Genomic DNA, 18,543 nt, shown 5'->3' on the forward strand with positions numbered 1-18,543 from the left:
GCGCGGGTGGCCTCGTCGGCCAGCAGCCGGTAGCCGAACTCCGGGTCGTCGCGGTGAGCGTCGAACAACGCGTTCGCCAGGTGCGCCTCCTCGAGCTCACGGGCACCGATCGGAGCGGCGAGCCAGCGGTAGTAGGGCTGTCGGGCGAGCTTGAGGACCCGGCACGTCACCGCGACGGGGATGCCGTCGGCGGCGAGCTCGCTCACGAGCGGGTAGAGCCTTTTCCCGGCAGGTGCGCCTGGGACAGGTAGGCCGCCGCGCGGCGCAGGACCTCGTTCTCCTGCTCCAGCAACCGGATCCGCCGGTTGGCCTCACGCAGCTCGGCTGACTCCGTGCGCGTCACGCCCGGGCGGTTGCCGTCGGCGACGTCGGCGTCACGCAACCAGTTACGCAGGCACGACTCCGCGATACCGAAGTCCGCAGCGACCTGCTTGATCGGAGCATCCCCGCGACGAGCCACGGCCACGACATCGTCGCGGAACTCCTTGGGATAGGGCCTGGGCACGGTGCATCCTTCCTGCGGCGCCTGCGGCGCCACAGGTGGGTGTCACCTACTCGTACACCAGCCCCGGTGTTGTCGGAACGCTGGTGGCGGGCGTTCTCGGTCAGTGGCTCGCAGGTCGCCAGTCCCTCAACGCGTGGCTTCGTGAGCAGCGGCTCGCTCTGTACTCGGACGCGCTGCGCCGCGAAGTGCACCTCCGAGCGACTCGCCTCGCTGACGCATACGACGTCAAACCGCCCGGCGGGCACGTGGAGGTCGTTCCGCAGGATGAGGTCTCGATTCGGATGGACCTACTCGCGCATCGCGACGTCCGAGAGGCATGGCGTGAGGTCGTGAAGGCTGAACTCGACTTCGAGATGTGGGTGGAGCACGAGTACAGCGGCGCTCCGGACGAGGAGGCCCCCTCAAGCGTCACGCAGCCGCTTGAAGACTCGCTCGGGAGACTTCGCGAGACTTGCCGGCGATGTCTCAGTACTCACCGGTGGCGCTGGCGACGGTCGGACGGCATGCACGAGTGAGGAGACGCGAATCGGAATGGCCTGTGCGTGACTCGGGGCGCGCATGCTGGGGCAAGGTCGCGCACTCACTCCGACTGCCACCTGTCCAGGAGCAAGCACGCTCCTGGCGTGAACGAGACGACCGACACCACAGAGCTGCGTATCGACGCCGGCGGCCTCTGGGCCGTACGGAGCACCAGCGCGACAGTGTGCTACTTGGACCTCGACCGTCGCAGGCTCCTCCGAGCGCGGGGCGCCGGAAGCCCAGTACTGCCGTTCGACGGAGTCTGGGTGCGGCTGGTGCGGATCGCGTCCCCACGTGGCGACACGGGGGTGGTGCGTGTGGGGGACCGGCACGAGTTCCTGACCGATCCCGGCGGGGCGTACAGCGACTATCGCTGGTGGATCCCGAGGGCGTGCGTGGCGATCGAGCGGGTCTCTCCGGCCGACGTCCCTCGGACATGACCAGCCTGACCGACTCGATGCGGTCGGCTCGGTGAGGGCCGAAGGCAGGTGACCCGCGGCACCAGTCCCGGCCAGGTCGAGCGCACCTTCGAGGGGGCTACCCGAATGGCGCTACGTGCACCGCTACGGGGCATTGACGAGTGATGTGCACCGATGCCAGCATGAGCCCGCAGCGTCGTCGCCCGGTGAGGGCGGCGCTGGCAGTGCAGAAATAACACTCGAAAAGTTTGCTGAGGCGCTAAGTGCGAGAGCACTTAGCGCCTCGCGTCGTATCAGGAGGAAAAGTGGAAAATCCTGCGAAGGATAATCTGAACGCCACTATCGATGGTCCGGTCAAGCATCCGGTGCCCGCACCGCACAAGCGGCCGCGGATCCGGTGCCCCCGCGAGCTGCGCGGGTGGCGCTTCACCCCGCACGCCCGTGAGCACATCGATGCTCGCGGGTTCGACCCGCACCAGGTGGTCGCGGCCTGCGAGGGTGCGGAGATCACGGTGACCGCGTACAACTACGGGCCTGGACGCATCAGGTTCATCGCCGGCGGACTCGTGGTCGTCGCGGTCCCCGAGACCCGCGAGATCATCACCGCCTTGCTGCGATCGCACGAGCAGTGGGGCGACGACGACGCACGGCGTGCCTCGGGGGTGTCAGCGTGACCGCCGACGAGTGCTCCGGCTGGGTCGTGACCCTGAGCGGCGAGACGGTGCTGTACACCGGGACGGCGTACGTCGACGGGGGCCACATGGAGCGGCGCACCCTGCGGACGCACACTCGACGACTCGGAGGGTCGGTGGCGCCCGACCGGTCGCGGGCCGTCACCGTCCTGGTGCACGGTGACCTCGGCGGGCGGCGCCTCACGGATCCCGAACGCGGGTATAGCCAGAAGCTCGTGTTCGTCGAGCGCCTCATGCGCGAGCGTGGCCAGCACGTCCACGTGATCGACGACCGAGGGTTCGAAAACCTGCTCCACGGCCTGTCGGCACGGTGCCACAGGCTCCGGGAGTCAGGCGGCTCGCTCCTGGCGGTGCCCGCCGCAGTGCAGCACGTGCCCGGAATGGGCGGGTGCTGAATCCAGGGTGGGACGGGTGCGGACCACCACGTGCCTTCGTAGATAGAGGGTCCTGACCTGCATCCTCGCAATCCACGAAGACCCCACCATGAGGTCTTCGTAGATTGCGAGAGCACTCTTCGTAGATTGTGCTGAGGCCCGTCCCGCTTGGGGCGGGCCTCAGGGCTGTCCACGGTACGGGTGTCGGTGACGTCCGCCACCACTCCGGCGAGTGCCCTCGGAGGGATCTGCTGCACGGAGAGGCGACGCCTGACCCTGTGGTGCCGGGAGGCGCCGCTGGGAGGCGCCGCTGGGAGGATGTGCACCGAGGCGCTCGACCCGCCGCAGCGAGGCGGAGAAGGTCGACTGCCGACGTCGCGCTCTGCACGTGATCGACCCGCGGGATCGAGGAGCTGCTCCCCGGTCGACCGGCACCGTGCCACAGGCTCAGAGGACCGAGCGACTCGCTCCTCGTCGATCCCGTCGAGCCCCTGTGACCGGTGGGAGTCCCCTCGCCGCACGCACCGGGGTGACGGCGGTCGTCCGCCGGTCGGCTAGGTTCGCCCGGTGCCGACACACCACGCGCGCGGACGTTCCCGCCGATGAGCACCGCGACCGTCGTCGGCGGCGGGCCGGCGGGGCTCATCGCCGCCGAGGTGCTGGCACGTACCGGTGTGGACGTCACGGTGCACGACCGCATGCCGTCGGTGGGACGCAAGTTCCTGCTGGCCGGCCACGGCGGTCTGAACATCACGCACACCGAGGCGCGGGACGCGTTCGTCGAGCGGTACGGCGAGTCGGCGCCCCGGCTGCGGCCGATGCTCGACGTGTTCGGCCCGGAGGACCTGCGCACATGGTGCGCAGGGCTGGGGGAGCCGACGGTCGTCGGGACGAGCGGGCGGGTCTTCCCGCGCTCGTTCCGGGCGACGCCCCTCATGCGCGCGTGGCTCGCGCGGCTGACCGACCTCGGGGTGCGGATCGAGAACCGGCAGCGGTGGGACGGATGGTCCCGCGACGGTGCGTCGCTGTTCACCGGCGCCGACGGCACGACTGTCGAGGTCGGCGGGGACGTGACGGTGTTCGCCCTCGGTGGCGCGTCCTGGCCGCGGCTGGGCGCCGACGGCGGCTGGGCCGGGCCGTTCACGGACCGCGGGATCGCGGTCACGCCGCTGCGAGCGGCCAACGTCGGCGTCCGGGTGGGATGGACGGAGGTGTTCGCGCAGCGGTTCGCCGGCACGCCGCTGAAGAACGTCGCGCTCACCGTCCGCGGGCGCCCGGCACGGGGCCGCGGGGACGCGATGGTCACCCGCACGGGCCTCGAGGGCGGCCCGGTCTACGCCATCGGTGCCGCGATCCGCGAGGCGCTCGACGCGGACGGTCGCTGCGTCGTCGAGATCGACCTGCGGCCCGACCTGACCGTCGCCCGGCTCGACGAACGGCTCGGGCGCCGCCGCCCCAAGGACTCGGGCTCGTCCTGGCTGCGTCGCTCGGTCGGACTGGACCCTGCCGCGATCGGGCTGCTGCGCGAGGCCGACGCGGGCACGCTGCCGTCGTCCGGGATGGCGGAGCGGATCAAGGCCGTGCCGGTCGTGGTGACGGCCACCATGCCGATCGAGAAGGCGATCTCGTCCGCGGGCGGCATCGCGTGGTCGCAGGTCGACGAGGCGCTGATGCTGCGCGCCCTGCCGGGCACGTTCGTCGCCGGGGAGATGCTCGACTGGGAGGCGCCGACCGGCGGCTACCTGCTGCAGGCGTCGTTCAGCACGGGTGTCGTCGCGGCCCGGGGTGCGCTGGCGCGACTCGGGACGGCGCCGTCGGGACACGGACTCGGCGGCCCCGCGCACGTCTGACGGCGGTCGGCGCCGACAGGCAGGCAGGTCCGGGCGGCGTCGGTGTCCGAGGCGAGCACGGGCGTCGTCCGTATCGGCTCGAACGGCCGCCCTGACCTGGAGGGAGAGGGATCCACGAACACCCCACCCTGTGGTGTGTCACAGGTCGACCGCGACCGGGTGCGTCGGCTCGTGGAGGAGCACGGTCCCGGCCCCTGGCACCGTCAGGGCCACACCGAGCCCGAAGCCCAGGTCGCGGGGCTCTCCCTCGAAGCGGGCGCCGCGGCCGGCCAGCTCCGCCATCGTGCTGTGCAGGTCGTCGCACATGAACGTGAGCTGGTGCTGCCCGTCGGCTCCCCACACCTCGCCCGTGGCGCTCCGGGTCGGGTGGACCCCCATCTCGCTGGGTCCGGTCCGGAAGATCAGCCACTCCTCGGGCTCGTCCGTCGGCCCCTCGGTGACGCAGGGCCACCGCAGCACGTCCTGGAAGAAGCGCCGCGTCGCTGCGGGGTCCGTGGAGTACAGCAGTGCGTGCAGGCCCGTGAGCGTGCTTCACGGTACGACCGCACGGCCCTGCCGTCACGGGCGTCGAACCGTGCTGCGCGACCCGCCGGAGCCGGTCAGGCGGCCCGCGAGCCGAAGACGTGCAGGTCGAGGTCGGCGCTGAGCGCCTCGCAGGCCAGGCGGCCGCGCACGCTCGTGCCCTGCTCGTCCAGCGGCGGGCTGACGACCGCCACGCCCAGGACCCCAGGGACGGACAGCACGATCGCACCCGACACGCTCGACTTGGCCGGGACCCCGACGCTGCGCATCCACCGGCCCGAGCCGTCGTACACCCCGCAGGTGGCCATGACCGAGACGACGTCACGCGCGACGTCGACGGGCACGACGCGCTCCCCGGTGACCGGGTTGACGCCGCCGCACGCGAGCGTCGCCCCCATGACCGCCAGCGCCCGCGCGTCCACGAGGACCGCGCAGGCGCGCGCGTAGACCGCGACGGCGTCGTCCGCGCTGATGCTCAGCGTGCCCTCGGCGCGCATGAGGTGCGCCAGGGCGTGGTTGCGGTCGCCCAGCAGGTGCTCGCTGCGCGCGACGCCCTCGTCGACCTCGAGCTCCTGGCCCGCGAACGCGGACAGCCCGCGCAGGATGCGCGCGTCGCGCGAGGCGACGTCGCCTCCGTCGACGAGCGCGGCGGTGAGCAGCGCGCCCGCGTTGACCATGGGGTTCGGCGGGCGTCCGGTGCCCGTCTCGAGCTTGATCGCGTCGAACGCCTCGCCGGTCGGCTCGATGCCGATGAGGTCCAGCGCGTCGCCGCCGGTGTCGAGCAGCGCGAGGGCGAAGAGGAACGGCTTGACGGCCGACTGCACGCTGAACGGCACGTCGCCCTGCGCGCTGGCACGCACCGTGCCGTCCGCCAGGGCCAGTGCGACGCCGCACAGGTCCGGGTCGGCATCGCGCAGCTGCGGGATGCTGTCGTCCACGGTGCCTCCGTGCTCGTCCAGCACCCGCTCCCGCAGGTCGTCGAGGTCGTAGCCGTGGGCGTCCACCGAGCGGGTCATCCGCCCATGCTGTCAGGGTCCGGGCGCGACGGCCCGCGGCCGGTCGGGCAGGTCAGGGCCCCGCGGGACCGGCTTTTCACCCGGCCCCCCGGGCCCTGCTGCCGCGGGCGGCGGACGTTTCGCGCCCTACGTCCCGTTCCGTCCGTGTCGCGGCGTGCGGGACGCGCACGACGTGCCCCCGACCGCCCCGTAGCGTGGGTCGCGGTGCTGCTCACGGGGGTGGGAGGTCGGCAGTGGCTGAACAACGGACCAGGGTCCTGGTGGTCGAGGACGACGCGGACACCGCCGGCTTCGTCCGGACGGTGCTCGCGCGCCGCGGTGGCATGGACGTCGTCGTGGCCGGCGACGCGATGTCGGCGCTCGCCGAGGTCGCGCGGCAGGTTCCCGACGTGATCCTCACGGACATCCAGATGCCGGGGATGTCGGGGCTCGAGCTGCTGGGGGAGCTGCGCTCGCGTGCCCCCGGCGTGCCGGTCGCGGTGATGACGGCGTTCGCGTCCGTCGACTACGCGGTCGAGGCCCTGCGCCGTGACGCCGACGAGTTCCTCGTCAAGCCCGTCGCGGCCGCGATCCTCCTGGAGCGGGTCACCGCGCTCGCGGCCGAGGGGCAGGCGCGCCGGGAGGCCGCCGGCCGGCGGGACGTCGTGCTCGCGGTCGGCGCGCACCCCGACGACGTGGAGATCGGCGTGGGGGCGACCCTTGCGTCGCACCGGGCCGCGGGGGACCAGGTGGTCATCCTCACGCTGTCCGGCGGGGCGGTCGGCGGTGACACCCAGGCGCGGCGCCACGAGGCGCTGGCCGCGGCCGCCGTCATCGGCGCCCGGCTCTTCGTCCACGACTTCGAGGACACGCGCATGTCCCCGGCGGCAGGGCTCATCACCGCCGTCGAGGAGACGGTGCGCGACGTGTCGCCGACGGTCGTGTACACGCACTCGTCGCACGACCGCCACCAGGACCACCGGGCGGTGCACGAGGCCGTCATGGTCGCGACGCGGCGCGTGCCGTCCCTCGCGTGCTTCCAGAGCCCGTCGTGCACCGTGGACTTCCGCCCGACGCGGTTCGTGCCCGTCGACGGGTTCGTCGAGACGAAGCTCGAGATGCTGGCCGCGTTCACGTCGCAGTCCCACCGCGACTACATGGACCCGGAGGCCGTGCGCTCGGCCGCCCGCTACTGGTCACGCTTCGGCACCGGGCGCTTCGCGGAGCCGCTGGAGACGGTGCGTGCGGCGGCGATGCTGTCCGGTCACGCGGGCGCCGCAGCCTCGACGGGCGTGAGCGTCGGCCTGCCGGAGCAGCGCCACGGGGAGAGGTCCGCATGACGCGCGTGCTCGTCACCGGAGCGGGCGGGCCCGCCGGTGTCGCCGTGATCCGCTCGCTGCTGCGCCGCGGTGACGTCGAAGTGGTCGCCGCGGACATGGACCGCTGGGCCAGCGCGCTGTACCTCGTGCCCGCGGGCAACCGCCGGCTCGTGCCCGCGGGCCGCGCGGCGGACTTCGTGGACGTCGTGCGTGCCATGTGCGCGCGGGACCGCATCGACGTGCTCCTCCCGACGGTCGACGTCGAGCTGCCGCGGCTCGCCGCTGCACGCGACACGCTTGCGGCGGCCGGCACCCGCCTGGCCTCCCCGTCGCTGCGGACCCTCGACACCTGCCTCGACAAGCTCGCGCTCGCGCACGCGTGCACCGGTGTGGTCCGGGTCCCGCGCACCGAGCTGCTGGGCACACCCCAGGCGCTGGCCGGCTGGGACTTCCCCGTGATCGTCAAGCCCCGGCGCGGCGCGGGGTCGCGGGGCGTGCGGACCGTCGCGTCGGCGCGGGAGCTCGACGCGGTGCACGACGACGACGACCTGCTCGTGCAGGAGATGCTGCCCGGGCAGGAGTACTCCGTCGACGTGCTGGCCGACTCCACGGGGCACGTGATCGCCGCCGTGCCGCGCGCGCGCCTGCGCGTCGACTCCGGCGTCGCGGTCGCCGGTGTCACCGTGCACGACGACGAGCTCGTCGCGACCGCGACCGCGGTCGCCCGGGCCGTCGGGCTGACGTCGGTCGCCAACGTGCAGCTCAAGCGCGACGCCGACGGCGTCCCGGCGCTGCTCGAGGTCAACCCCCGGTTCCCCGGCGCGATGCCGCTGACGATCGCCGCGGGCGTCGACATGCCCTCGATCACGCTCGACGACGTGCTCGGCCGCGAGGTGCCGCGGCACCTCGACTTCGTCGAGATCGCGAACGTCCGCTACCTGGAGGACGTGTTCCTGCCCGTGGCCGACGTGCTGCCCGAGCCGTGAGGGGCGCTCCCGGGGGTGCGCCGCGGGTCGACGGCGACCACCACGTCCACTCGACGTTCTCCGACGACGCCGTCAGCACCCTCGTCGAGAACCTCGACGCGGCGCGTCACGCCGGGCTGGCCGTCATCCGCATGGTCGACCACGTCCGCGTCACGACGACCTACGTGCCGGAGATGCTCGCGGCCGTCCGGGCGCTGCCCGCGGTCGACGGGCTGCAGGTCCTCACCGGCGTCGAGGCGAAGGTCCTCGACGCGTCGGGGGCGATCGACGCCCCGCCGCAGGTGCTCGCGTCGCTCGGGAGCCCCGACGGCCCGGACCGCGTCCTGCTGGCCGACCACCAGGTCCCGGGCCCCGACGGGCCGTGGAGCCCGGCCACGGCCACGCGCCTGATCGCCGAGGGACGCGTGACGGCGGCCGACGTCGTCGAGCTCGTCGTCACCGCGACCGCCCGTGCCGTGCAGCGGGCGGGACGTGCCCAGCTCGCGCACCCGTTCTCGATCCTGCCGAAGGTCGGCCTCGCGGAGGACGACGTCCCCGACGACCTGCTCGACGAGCTCGCGCGGGTGCTCGTGGCGACGGCGACCCCGGCCGAGGTCAACGAGAAGTGGCGCTGCCCCGGCCCGCGCGTCACGGACCGGTGGCGGGCCGCGGGCGTGACGCTCGTGGCGTCCACCGACGCGCACCGCGCGGCCGACGTCGGCGTGTACCGGTGGGTGGGAGCGGTGGCGTGAGCGACAGCACCTGGCACGCGGTGCTGGTGGCGGTGCTCGTCACCCTCGTCGCCGTCGGGCTGCTGCCCGCCGTCGGCGGCGTCTACCAGTACCTGCTGGTCCCCGTCCACGGGTTCCGCAACCACCTGCGGCGTGCCGGGCCGTACCTGCCGCGCGTCGCCGTGGTCGTGCCCGCGTGGAACGAGGGCGCCGTGCTCGAGGCGTCGCTCGAGCGGCTGATGCGCCTGCAGTACCCGCCGGACCGGCTGCGCGTGTTCGTCGTCGACGACGCCAGCACCGACGACACGCCGGACGTGGTGCGCGCCAAGGCCGCCGAGCACCCCGGGCGGATCGTGCTGCTGCGCCGCGAGCAGGGGGGCCAGGGCAAGGCGCACACGCTGAACCACGGGATCGCGCACCTGCTGTCCGACGACTGGATGCAGGCCCTGCTCATCATGGACGCCGACGTCATCTACCGCCCCGACGCGCTGCGCCGCATGACCCGTCACCTCGCCGACGAGCGGGTCGGGGCGGTCACCGCGTACATCCGGGAGGGCAGCCGACGCCCCGGTGCGATCGCCCGCTTCATCGGCTACGAGTACGTCACGGCCCAGGCGTGCGCCCGCCGCGCGCAGAACGTCATGGGCGCGATCGCGTGCCTGGCCGGCGGTGCCCAGCTGCACACCCGGGCCAACCTGGAGGCCGTCGGCGGGCGCATCGACACCTCGACGCTCGCCGAGGACACCTTCACCACGTTCCTCACCCAGCTCGACGGCCGCTCGGTCGTCTTCGACGGGCAGGCGGTCGTGCTCGCCGAGGAGCCGGACTCGGTGCGCGCGCTGTGGAAGCAGCGCGTGCGGTGGGCGCGCGGCAACGTGCAGATCACGCACCGGTTCCGGCGCGTGTGGTTCCGACCCGCGCGCGGGCACCGGCTCGGGGCCGTCGACTTCGGGCTCGTCTGGTTCTCGGTGTTCGCCCTGCCGTTCACGCTGATCGCCGCGAGCGTCGGCCTGGTCGGCCTGTACTTCGCGGCACCCGGCACGGCGGCCGCGGTGTTCGGCGAGCTGTGGTGGTTCGGGATCGCGACCTACGTGTTCATCACCGTGACGACGCTGCTCGTCGACCTGGAGACCGCACGCCGGTCGTGGTTCGAGGGCCTGATGTTCCCGGGCGTGGGCGCGCTCGTGCTGGTGGTCGCCTCCGCCCATCCCGAGTTCTGGCTGGTCACCGTGCCGGGCCTGGTCGGGCTGCGGATGTCCGCGACCGGCACCGAAGTGTGGACGCTCCTGCTCTACTGCTGGCCCGTGCTGTCGATGGCGCTGTCCCGGGTGGTCCACGACCTCGAGGGCGTGCCGGTGCTGGGGCACCTGTCCAAGCCCTTGCTGTACGTCGTGGGGTACGGGCCGCTGCTGTGCGCGATCACCCTGGACGCATACGTCCGGCAGTGGCGGGGCACGGCGCAGGTGTGGGACAAGACCGAGAAGACGGGCAAGGTGGCGGCATGACCGGACCGCAGGAGCGGCCGCGCAGCGGCCCGGCCTGGTGGGCGACGCTCAGCGACGAGGCGACGGCCGACGAGATCGCGACCAACCGGCGGCGCGAGCGGTTCGTCGCGTTCGCCGGTGTCGCGGCGGCGGTCGTCACCGGCCTGCTGCTGCTCGTCGTCGCGGTCGCGCGGTGAGCGAGCCGACGCCGCGCATCGTCGACGAGCCCCGGCACCTGCGGTACCTCGGGCCGGTCGCCCGGTACCTGGGGACGGGCGCGACGGTCGTGGAGCGCCAGCTGCCGTTCACCGGGCTCATGCTCCTGGCGCTGGTGGGGGTGCTGCTGCCCGGGCTGCGGGCCACGTCGGGCGCGGCCGTGGCGGTCGCGGGGGTGCTCACGGTCGTGCTCCTGCTGCTCGCGGCCGTGGTGCCCTGGCGGCGCTTCGGGCCCCTGACCCCCGAGGTGCTCACGCTCCTGCAGTTCGTGGCCATCGGCGCGCTCCGGCACGGCACGGGCGGGTTGAGCTCGCCGTACGCGGGGATGGTGCTGCTGCCGGCGCTGACGCTCAGCGTGCGGGCGGGCCTGCCCGGGGTCGTCGTCGGCGCGGCGGGAGCGGCCGTCTCGATCCTCGTCGGGCTGTGGCTGGACCCGAGCTCGACCGCCGAGCCCGTGGTGCTCCGCGGGCTGTTCGTCGCGGCGATCGCCCTGATCATCGGGCTGTTCGTCAACGAGACGACCACCCGGCTCCGGCTGCGCAACGACGCCCTCGCACTGCTGCAGGTGGAGCAGGCCGGACTGCTGGCGACCGCGCGGGAGGCCGCGGCGGCGCTGGAGCGGGCGGTCGTGGTCCGGCGTGCCGCCTACGACCAGCTGGTCTCCGTGATCGACTCCGCCACCGAGCAGGCGATCATCGCCACGGACGCCTCGGGGCGCATCGAGGTGTTCAACGCCGGTGCGGAGCGCCTGCTCGGCTACCCGCAGGGGGAGGTCGTCGGGCGCCGGTACCTCGCGGACCTGCACCTGCGCGACGAGGTCCTGGCGCGCACGGGCGAGGAGCCGGGGCGGGGAGAGCAGGACGCGCTCATCGCGGCGCTGGTGGCGCCCCGTCGCGGGCCGAGCCGCTCCCCGGCCGCCGACTGGACGTACGTGCGCGCGGACGGGTCGCACGTGACCGTGCACCCGGCGGTGACCCGCCGCACCGAGCCCGACGGCAGCGTGGCCGGGTACGTCGTGGTCGCGTCCGACGTGACCGCGGAGCGGGAGGCCGCCCGGCTGAAGGACCAGTTCGTCAGTCTCGTCAGCCACGAGCTGCGCACCCCGCTGACCTCGGTGCTGGGGTACGTCGAGCTCATGCTCGACGGCACGGAGGAGCTCAGCGAGGACCAGCGCGAGTACCTGCGCATCATCGACCGCAACGCGCGGCGGCAGCTGCGCCTGGTGAGCGACCTGCTGCTGTCGGCGCAGGTCGAGGCCGGGACGTTCGCGATCTCCCCGACGGACGTCGACGTCGCCGCCGTCGCGTCCGCCGCGGTCGCGTCCGCGGGGCCGTCGGCGGCCGCCGCGCAGGTCGTCCTCGAGTCGGACCTGCGGGCCGCGCCGGTGCGCGCCGACCCGGTGCGTCTGGGCCAGGCGGTCGACAACCTGCTGTCCAACGCGCTGAAGTTCACGCCGCAGGGCGGCACGGTCCGGGTCTCGGTGGAGCCCACGGCCGACGCGGGTGCCCGCGTCGCGGTGCGCGACACAGGCATCGGGATCCCGCCGGACGAGCTCGGCCACCTGATGGAGCGCTTCTACCGGGCGAGCACCGCGACCCGCCGCGCCATCCCCGGCGTGGGTCTCGGGCTGTCGATCACCAAGGCCGTCGTCGAGGCGCACGGCGGGTCGGTCGAGGTGACGTCCGTGGTGGGCGAGGGGACGACGTTCACGCTCACCCTCCCGGGGCACCCGCCGACCTGACGGTCGCGACCGGGTGATCACGTGCTGCTCCGCACGTGTGAAACGCTTCGACGACGCTCCAGGTCTTGTTCGGCGCTCCGGTTCGTGGGCAGCATGGCGCCGATCCGCCGCGACGTCGACGACGCCGTCCGCGGCGGGTTGTGAACGATCACACGTACGGGTGACCCGTGCGTCCGGTTCGCTCGTCCGTCCCGAGGAGGATCGATGTCCGCCACGACCCCTGCCGTCGGCCGTCCCGGTGGCCGCGCGGTCGCGGTGGCCGCCGTGCTCGCCCTCACCGTGGCCGCCGGCGCCCTGGGCGCTGCGCTGGCCCCGCCCGCGGCCGCCGCCACCGTCGACACCGCGACCTCCTACGTCCTGGTCAACCGCAACAGCGGCAAGGCGCTGGACGTGTACAACTTCGCCACCTCCGACGGCGCGCGCCTGACGCAGTGGACCCGGGGGACGGCCGCCAACCAGCAGTGGCGGTTCGTCGACTCCGGCGGCGGCTGGTACCGCGTCCGGTCCCAGCACTCGGGCAAGGTGCTCGACGTCCACGGCTGGTCGACCGCCGACGCCGGCAGGGTCGTGCAGTGGTCCGACACCAACGGCGCCAACCAGCAGTGGCGCCTGCAGGACACGACCGACGGGTACGTTTCCCTGGTCAACCGCCACTCCGGGAAGGCGCTGGAGGTGCAGAACGCCTCGCGCGACGACAACGCCGAGATCGTGCAGTACAGCGCCTGGGGCGGCACCAACCAGCAGTGGCAGCTCGTGCCCGTAGGGAGCCCCGTGACACCGACGCCGAACCCCACCACGCCGCCGCCCGCCACCGGCTCCTTCACCAATCCCGTGGTCTGGCAGGACTTCGCCGACGGCGACATCATCCGGGTCGGCGACGCGTACTACTACTCCGCCTCGACGATGCACTACTCGCCGGGTGCGCCGATCCTGCGGTCGTACGACCTCGTGAACTGGGAGTACGCCGGGCACTCGGTACCGCGGCTCGACTTCGACGACGCGACGTACGACCTCACGGGCGGCCGCCGGTACGTCAAGGGCATCTGGGCGTCGACGCTGAACTACCGACCCAGCAACCGCACCTACTACTGGTACGGCTGCGTCGAGTTCAACCGCACCTACGTCTACACGGCCTCGGCCGTCGACGGGACGTGGACCAAGAAGGCGCGCATCAACAACTGCTACTACGACGCCGGGCTCCTGATCGACGACGACGACACCATGTACGTCGCGTACGGCAACGGCACCATCAGCGTCGCGCAGCTCAGCGCCGACGGCACGCAGCAGGTCCGCGCGCAGCAGGTGTACCAGACGCCGTCCGGCATCGGGACGCTCGAGGGTGCCCGCTTCTACAAGAAGGACGGCTACTACTACATCTGGCTGACCCGCCCGGCCAACGGGCAGTACGTGCTCCGCTCGCGCTCGCCCTTCGGCCCGTACGAGCAGCGCCAGGTGCTGCTCGACCTGCCCGGCCCGATCAGCGGCGGGGGAGTGCCGCACCAGGGCGGGATCGTCCAGACCCAGGCCGGCGACTGGTGGTACATGGCGTTCACCGACGCCTACCCCGGCGGTCGCATGCCGACGCTCGCACCGCTGACCTGGACCGACGGCTGGCCCAGCGTGCAGACCGTCAACGGCCGGTGGGGCACCACCTACCCGCGGCCGGCCATCAGCACCACGCGCACCGTGCAGCCCATGACCGGCCGGGACACGTTCACCGGCACGCGCCTCGGGCCGCGGTGGGAGTGGAACCACAACCCCGACACCACCCGGTTCTCGGTCGGCAACGGGCTGCGCCTGCAGACCGCCACGGTCACGAACGACCTGTACGCCGCGCGCAACACGCTGACCCACCGCGTCCAGGGACCGACCTCCACCGCCACGATCGAGCTCGACTACTCCGCGATGGCGAACGGTGACCGGGCCGGGCTCGCGATGCTGCGTCAGTCGTCCGCGTGGATCGGCGTGGTCAAGGGCAGCAACGGGGCCACCCGGGTCGTCATGACCGACGGGCTGACGATGAACACGTCGTGGGCGACGACCAGCACGGGCAGCGAGCGGGCGAGCGCCGACGTCAGCGGCGGTCGCATCTGGCTGCGGACGTCGGCGGACATCCGCCCCGGCGCGGGCCGGCAGGCGACGTTCTCCTACAGCACCGACGGCACGACCTTCCGGACCCTCGGCCCGGCGTTCACGCTCAACAACGACTGGCAATTCTTCATGGGCTACCGGTTCGGCATCTTCAACCACGCGACGAGCAGCCTGGGTGGTGCGGTGACGGTCCGCAGCTTCGACCTGACGACGCCCTGACACCTGCCCCCACCGCCGACCCGCACCACCCCCGACCGGACGGGACGCTTCCGCGCGCCGTCATGCACCGAACAGGAGCGCAACGTGACGACAACGACCACCGCCCGCCACGGCTGGGCGCGCAGGGCCACGGCCCTGCTCGCCACCGCCGGTCTGGCGGCCACCACGGCAATCGCCCTGGCGACCCCGGCGGCTGCCGGGACCACCCTGGGGCAGTCGGCCAACGAGCGCGGCCGGTACTTCGGTGCCGCGATCACCGTGGGCAAGATGAACGACGGGACCTACATGGGGATCGTCGACCGCGAGTTCGACTCGGTCGTGGCCGAGAACGAGATGAAGATGGACGCCACGGAGCCGAACCAGAACCAGTTCAACTTCACCAACGGCGACCGGATCGTCAACTACGCCATCGGCAAGGGCAAGAAGGTCCGCGGGCACACGCTCGCCTGGCACGCCCAGCAGCCCGGCTGGATGCAGAACATGTCCGGGACCGCGCTGCGCAACGCGCTGATCAACCACGTCACGCGGGTCGCGACGCACTACCGCGGCAAGATCCACAGCTGGGACGTGGTCAACGAGGCCTTCGCGGACGGGAACTCCGGCGGGCGGCGCGACTCGAACCTGCAGCGCACGGGCAACGACTGGATCGAGGCCGCGTTCCGCGCCGCACGGGCCGCGGACCCGGGTGCCAAGCTCTGCTACAACGACTACAACATCGACTCGATCAACCCGAAGTCGACCGGCGTGTACAACATGGTCCGCGACTTCAAGGCCCGCGGCGTGCCGATCGACTGCGTCGGCTTCCAGTCGCACTTCGGCACCACCATCCCCGGTGACTACCGGTCGAACCTCCAGCGGTTCGCCGACCTGGGCGTGGACGTGCAGATCACCGAGCTCGACATCGAGCAGGGCTCGAACCAGGCCAACGCCTACCGTCAGGTCGTCGAGGCCTGCCTGGGCGTGAGCCGCTGCACCGGCATCACCGTGTGGGGCGTGCGCGACACGGACTCCTGGCGCACCGGGGCCAACCCGCTGCTGTTCGACGGTGCGGGCAACAAGAAGCCCGCCTACACGTCGACCCTCAACGCCCTCAACGCGGGCAACACCGGCGGCGGCAACAACGGCGGCGGCAACAACGGCGGCGCCACCTCGATCGACTCCAGCGCCTGGTACGTCCTGGTGAACCGCAACAGCGGCAAGGCGCTCGACGTCTACAACCTGTCCACCGCCGACGGCGCTCGCATCACCCAGTGGGCCCGCAACAACGGCAACCAGCAGCAGTGGCAGTTCGTCAACTCGGGCAACGGGACGTACCGCGTCAAGTCCCGGCTGTCGAACAAGGTGCTCGACGTCTACAACTGGTCGACCGCCGACGGCGGGGAGATCGTCCAGTGGGCCGACCACAACGGGGCCAACCAGCAGTGGACCGTCTCCATCTCCAACGGCTACGCCTCGCTGGTCAACCGGCACTCGGGCAAGGCGCTCGAGGTCCAGGGCGGCTCGACGGCCGACGGCGGCAACATCGTGCAGTACTCGAGCTGGAACGGCGCGAACCAGCAGTGGCAGCTGGTCCGGGTCGGGTAGCGGTGGTCCGTCCCGACCGGTGAGCGGCCCACCGTCGCGCGCCCCCGGTGCCCCCGTGCCTCACGGCGCGGGGGCACCGGTGCGTCGGCGGTGACGACCTCGAACGACGTGGGACGGCGTGGCTAGGGTCGGGCCATGACCGTGACGTGGACGACCGCGTTCATCGACCTGCCGGGGCCCGCGCACGCCGCCGGCCGCGCGTTCTGGTGCGCCGTCACCGCCACGACGCCGTCCGAGCCGCGCGGCGACGAGGGGCAGTTCGCGACGCTGCTGCCCCCGGCGGGGGACGCGTTCCTGCGCGTGCAGCGGCTCGAGGGTCCGCCGCGGATCCACCTCGACCTGCACGTCGACGACGTGACGGTGCAGGCACGTCGCGCCCGGAGCCTCGGGGCGCGCGTGCTGCTGCACCAGGAGCACGTCGTGCTGGCGTCGCCCGGCGGGTTCGTGCACTGCCTCGTCCCGGACGCCGGCGAGCAGGTCCGCCCGGACCCGGTGACGGGCCCGCGAGGCGGGACCGCGCAGGTCGACCAGGTGTGCCTCGACGTGCCGCCGGCGCTGCTGCCCCGCGAGGTCGCGTACTGGACCGCGCTCACCGGCTGGCCGGCGCGCGCCGGGTCGCGCCCGGAGTTCACGGTCCTGGACCGCCCGCCGGGCATGCCGCTGCGCCTCATGCTGCAGGAGCTCGGTGCGCAGGACGCGCGCACGGCGACCTCGGCGCACCTCGACCTGGCATGCGGCCCCGACGTGGGCGTCGTCGCCGACGAGCACCGCGCACGGGGCGCGCGCGTCGTGGACGACGGGCACCCGTGGGTCGTCGTCCGCGACCCCGCGGGGCTGGACTACTGCCTGACGCCCCGGGACCCGTGGACGGGGCTCGTGGGCTGAGCCCGCGACGCGCGCCACGCGCGCCACGCGCCGGTGGACCAGAGCGCACCCGCCACGAGGACCCCCTGGAACGGCAGCCGGGCCAGCCGCTTGGCGTCGGTGTCCAGCCCGAACCCGTCGTTGCCCTCCACGTACTGCGCGACGTTGCCCGGGAAGATCGCGACGAAGAAGGCCGCGGCTGCGGCGCCCACCCACGGGCGGTACCGCCGGGGCGCGGCGATCAGGGCCGTGCCGAGCGCGACCTCGACGACACCCGAGCCGACGACCACCAGGTCCGCGTCGACGGGCACCCACGAGGGCACCTGGGCCTGGAACTCGTCGCGCGCGAACGTCAGGTGGCTGACGCCGGCGAACGCCAGGAAGCCGCCGAGCACCACCCGCCCCAGGGTGCGCGCGATCCCGTCGCGTCGCGGGTGCGTGCCGTCGACCCCAGTGCTCACTGCATCCTCCTCGGCCGGTCCGTGGTCCGAGGCTAGGGCCGTGCGCCGCGCCGCGCGCGGTGGGCTCAGCAGGCGAGGAAGCCCCCGTCGACCGCGACGACGTTGCCGGTCACGTACCGCGCCTCGTCGGAGAACAGCCAGGCCACGGCGTCGGCGACCTCGCCGGTGGTGCCGGCGCGGCCCATCGGCAGCAGCGGCTCCCACACGTCCGCGCCGTCGGGGTGCAGCCCGGGACCGGCGAACATGCCGGTGTCGATCGGCCCGGGTGCCACGCCGTTGACGCGGATGCCCTGGTCGGCGAGCTCGACGGCGGCGCACCGCGTCAGGGCGTGGGCCGCCGCCTTCGACGCGGCGTACGGCGCGAGGCCGCGGAAGACGGTCCGCACCGAGTGGACCGAGAGGTTGTTGACGATCGAGCCGCCGCCGGTCCGTGCCATGTGCCGGACCTCGGCGCGCATGCACAGCCACAGCGCGCGGGTGTTGACCGCGAACGCCCGGTCGAAGTCGTCGGTGGTCGCGCCCGCGACGGTCCCCGGCCCGGTGACGCCGGCGTTGTTGAAGGCGTGGTCGAGGCGCCCCCAGATCGACGCCGCCTCGTCGATCGCCGCCTCCAGCGCGTCGTCGTCGCACAGGTCCGCGGTCACCAGGGCGGCCTGGCCGCCGGACGCCCGGATGCGCTCGACCACGCCCGCGCCTCGCCCGGCGTCGCGGCCCAGGACGACCACGCGCAGGCCGCGCCACGCGAGCTCGAGGGCCGTGGCCGCCCCGATGCCGGAGGTCGCGCCGGTGATCAGCGCGACGCGGCGCGCGTCCCCGTCCCCGGGGACGTGGGCGTGCGTGGAGACGGTCGCCGCGGTGCGGTCCATCGGTGGTTCCCCCTGGTGCCGTCGATGAGCTGGCTGCGGGCCGGCTCCGTCGGCAGCGCGCGTGCGGGACCGCTCCCGCGCCATGGACCCTAGGGGATCGCGCAGGTCGTCCACAACCCGATGCGT

General features: G+C 73.1%; 19 protein-coding genes and 1 pseudogene. 14 read left to right on the forward strand and 6 right to left on the reverse strand.

The annotated features are described in order from the left end of the window. Together Cph01nite_RS00005 and Cph01nite_RS00010 are read right to left on the reverse strand one after the other, a co-directional pair. Positions 1-206: pseudogene (locus Cph01nite_RS00005) on the reverse strand (IS3 family transposase); the annotation flags it as partial. Beyond that, positions 203-505, reverse strand: coding sequence for a transposase (locus Cph01nite_RS00010; protein WP_203670316.1), 303 nt, complete (start codon positions 503-505; stop codon positions 203-205). The gene Cph01nite_RS00010 and the pseudogene Cph01nite_RS00005, both read right to left, overlap by 4 nt. Positions 506-540: 35 nt before the next feature. Between Cph01nite_RS00010 and Cph01nite_RS00015 the strand changes: the two genes are divergently transcribed. The 5 genes from Cph01nite_RS00015 to Cph01nite_RS00035 all read left to right on the forward strand — a co-directional run bounded on the left by Cph01nite_RS00015 (position 541) and on the right by Cph01nite_RS00035 (position 4,359). Beyond that, complete coding sequence (locus tag Cph01nite_RS00015) at positions 541-1,020, forward strand: hypothetical protein (RefSeq protein WP_203670317.1); 480 nt, start codon at positions 541-543, stop codon at positions 1,018-1,020. 108 nt (positions 1,021-1,128) lie between these two features. Then, positions 1,129-1,464 (forward strand): hypothetical protein, encoded by a 336-nt coding sequence (locus Cph01nite_RS00020; protein ID WP_203670318.1) that lies wholly within the window; start codon positions 1,129-1,131, stop codon positions 1,462-1,464. Between the two features lie 344 nt (positions 1,465-1,808). Further along, the gene (locus tag Cph01nite_RS00025) at positions 1,809-2,117 is read left to right on the forward strand and encodes a hypothetical protein (protein ID WP_203670319.1); all 309 of its coding nucleotides are present in this window, start codon (positions 1,809-1,811) and stop codon (positions 2,115-2,117) included. Further along, positions 2,114-2,530, forward strand: a complete 417-nt coding sequence (locus tag Cph01nite_RS00030) for a hypothetical protein (protein ID WP_203670320.1) — start codon at positions 2,114-2,116, stop codon at positions 2,528-2,530. Before Cph01nite_RS00025 ends, Cph01nite_RS00030 begins: the two co-directional genes overlap by 4 nt. Before the next feature lie 581 nt (positions 2,531-3,111). After that, entirely contained in the window at positions 3,112-4,359 is a 1,248-nt protein-coding gene (locus tag Cph01nite_RS00035) for a BaiN/RdsA family NAD(P)/FAD-dependent oxidoreductase (RefSeq protein WP_203670321.1), read from the forward strand. A gap of 138 nt (positions 4,360-4,497) precedes the next feature. Here the strand turns inward: Cph01nite_RS00035 and Cph01nite_RS00040 are convergent, their stop codons facing one another. Then, complete coding sequence (locus Cph01nite_RS00040) at positions 4,498-4,875, reverse strand: VOC family protein (RefSeq protein ID WP_275407377.1); 378 nt, start codon at positions 4,873-4,875, stop codon at positions 4,498-4,500. 83 nt (positions 4,876-4,958) lie between these two features. After that, entirely contained in the window at positions 4,959-5,897 is a 939-nt protein-coding gene (glsA, locus tag Cph01nite_RS00045; RefSeq protein ID WP_203670322.1) for a glutaminase A, read from the reverse strand. A gap of 233 nt (positions 5,898-6,130) precedes the next feature. Here glsA and Cph01nite_RS00050 point away from each other — a divergent pair, with 233 nt between their 5' ends. From Cph01nite_RS00050 to Cph01nite_RS00090, 9 genes are all read left to right on the forward strand, one after another. Continuing rightward, entirely contained in the window at positions 6,131-7,216 is a 1,086-nt protein-coding gene (locus Cph01nite_RS00050; protein ID WP_203670323.1) for a response regulator, read from the forward strand. Beyond that, positions 7,213-8,181: an ATP-grasp domain-containing protein gene (locus Cph01nite_RS00055; protein ID WP_203670324.1), complete on the forward strand. Its 969-nt coding sequence runs from the start codon at positions 7,213-7,215 to the stop codon at positions 8,179-8,181. The genes Cph01nite_RS00050 and Cph01nite_RS00055 overlap by 4 nt, the downstream gene beginning before the upstream one ends. Further along, on the forward strand, positions 8,178-8,912 hold the full coding sequence (locus Cph01nite_RS00060; RefSeq protein ID WP_203670325.1) for a PHP domain-containing protein: 735 nt from the start codon (positions 8,178-8,180) through the stop codon (positions 8,910-8,912). The genes Cph01nite_RS00055 and Cph01nite_RS00060 overlap by 4 nt, the downstream gene beginning before the upstream one ends. Further along, positions 8,909-10,396, forward strand: coding sequence for a glycosyltransferase family 2 protein (locus Cph01nite_RS00065; protein WP_203670326.1), 1,488 nt, complete (start codon positions 8,909-8,911; stop codon positions 10,394-10,396). Before Cph01nite_RS00060 ends, Cph01nite_RS00065 begins: the two co-directional genes overlap by 4 nt. Beyond that, positions 10,393-10,572, forward strand: a complete 180-nt coding sequence (locus Cph01nite_RS00070) for a hypothetical protein (RefSeq protein ID WP_203670327.1) — start codon at positions 10,393-10,395, stop codon at positions 10,570-10,572. The genes Cph01nite_RS00065 and Cph01nite_RS00070 overlap by 4 nt, the downstream gene beginning before the upstream one ends. Next, a complete protein-coding gene (locus tag Cph01nite_RS00075) occupies positions 10,569-12,332 on the forward strand; it encodes a sensor histidine kinase (RefSeq protein ID WP_239068926.1) in 1,764 nt (587 codons plus the stop codon). The genes Cph01nite_RS00070 and Cph01nite_RS00075 overlap by 4 nt, the downstream gene beginning before the upstream one ends. Before the next feature lie 204 nt (positions 12,333-12,536). After that, positions 12,537-14,642 (forward strand): family 43 glycosylhydrolase, encoded by a 2,106-nt coding sequence (locus tag Cph01nite_RS00080; protein WP_239068927.1) that lies wholly within the window; start codon positions 12,537-12,539, stop codon positions 14,640-14,642. An 84-nt stretch (positions 14,643-14,726) separates the two neighbouring features. Continuing rightward, positions 14,727-16,226: a glycoside hydrolase family 10 protein gene (locus tag Cph01nite_RS00085; protein WP_203670328.1), complete on the forward strand. Its 1,500-nt coding sequence runs from the start codon at positions 14,727-14,729 to the stop codon at positions 16,224-16,226. A 135-nt stretch (positions 16,227-16,361) separates the two neighbouring features. Beyond that, complete coding sequence (locus Cph01nite_RS00090) at positions 16,362-17,111, forward strand: VOC family protein (RefSeq protein ID WP_203670329.1); 750 nt, start codon at positions 16,362-16,364, stop codon at positions 17,109-17,111. Here Cph01nite_RS00090 and Cph01nite_RS00095 read toward each other — a convergent pair. Both Cph01nite_RS00095 and Cph01nite_RS00100 read right to left on the reverse strand, forming a co-directional pair. Further along, complete coding sequence (locus Cph01nite_RS00095; protein ID WP_203670330.1) at positions 17,066-17,551, reverse strand: DoxX family protein; 486 nt, start codon at positions 17,549-17,551, stop codon at positions 17,066-17,068. The two genes, Cph01nite_RS00090 and Cph01nite_RS00095, sit on opposite strands and share 46 nt — an antisense overlap. 65 nt (positions 17,552-17,616) lie before the next feature. Continuing rightward, the gene (locus tag Cph01nite_RS00100; protein WP_203670331.1) at positions 17,617-18,417 is read right to left on the reverse strand and encodes an SDR family NAD(P)-dependent oxidoreductase; all 801 of its coding nucleotides are present in this window, start codon (positions 18,415-18,417) and stop codon (positions 17,617-17,619) included. Positions 18,418-18,543: the final 126 nt, after the last annotated feature.

Source organism: Cellulomonas phragmiteti, from assembly GCF_016862775.1.
Classification (GTDB): domain Bacteria; phylum Actinomycetota; class Actinomycetes; order Actinomycetales; family Cellulomonadaceae; genus Cellulomonas; species Cellulomonas phragmiteti.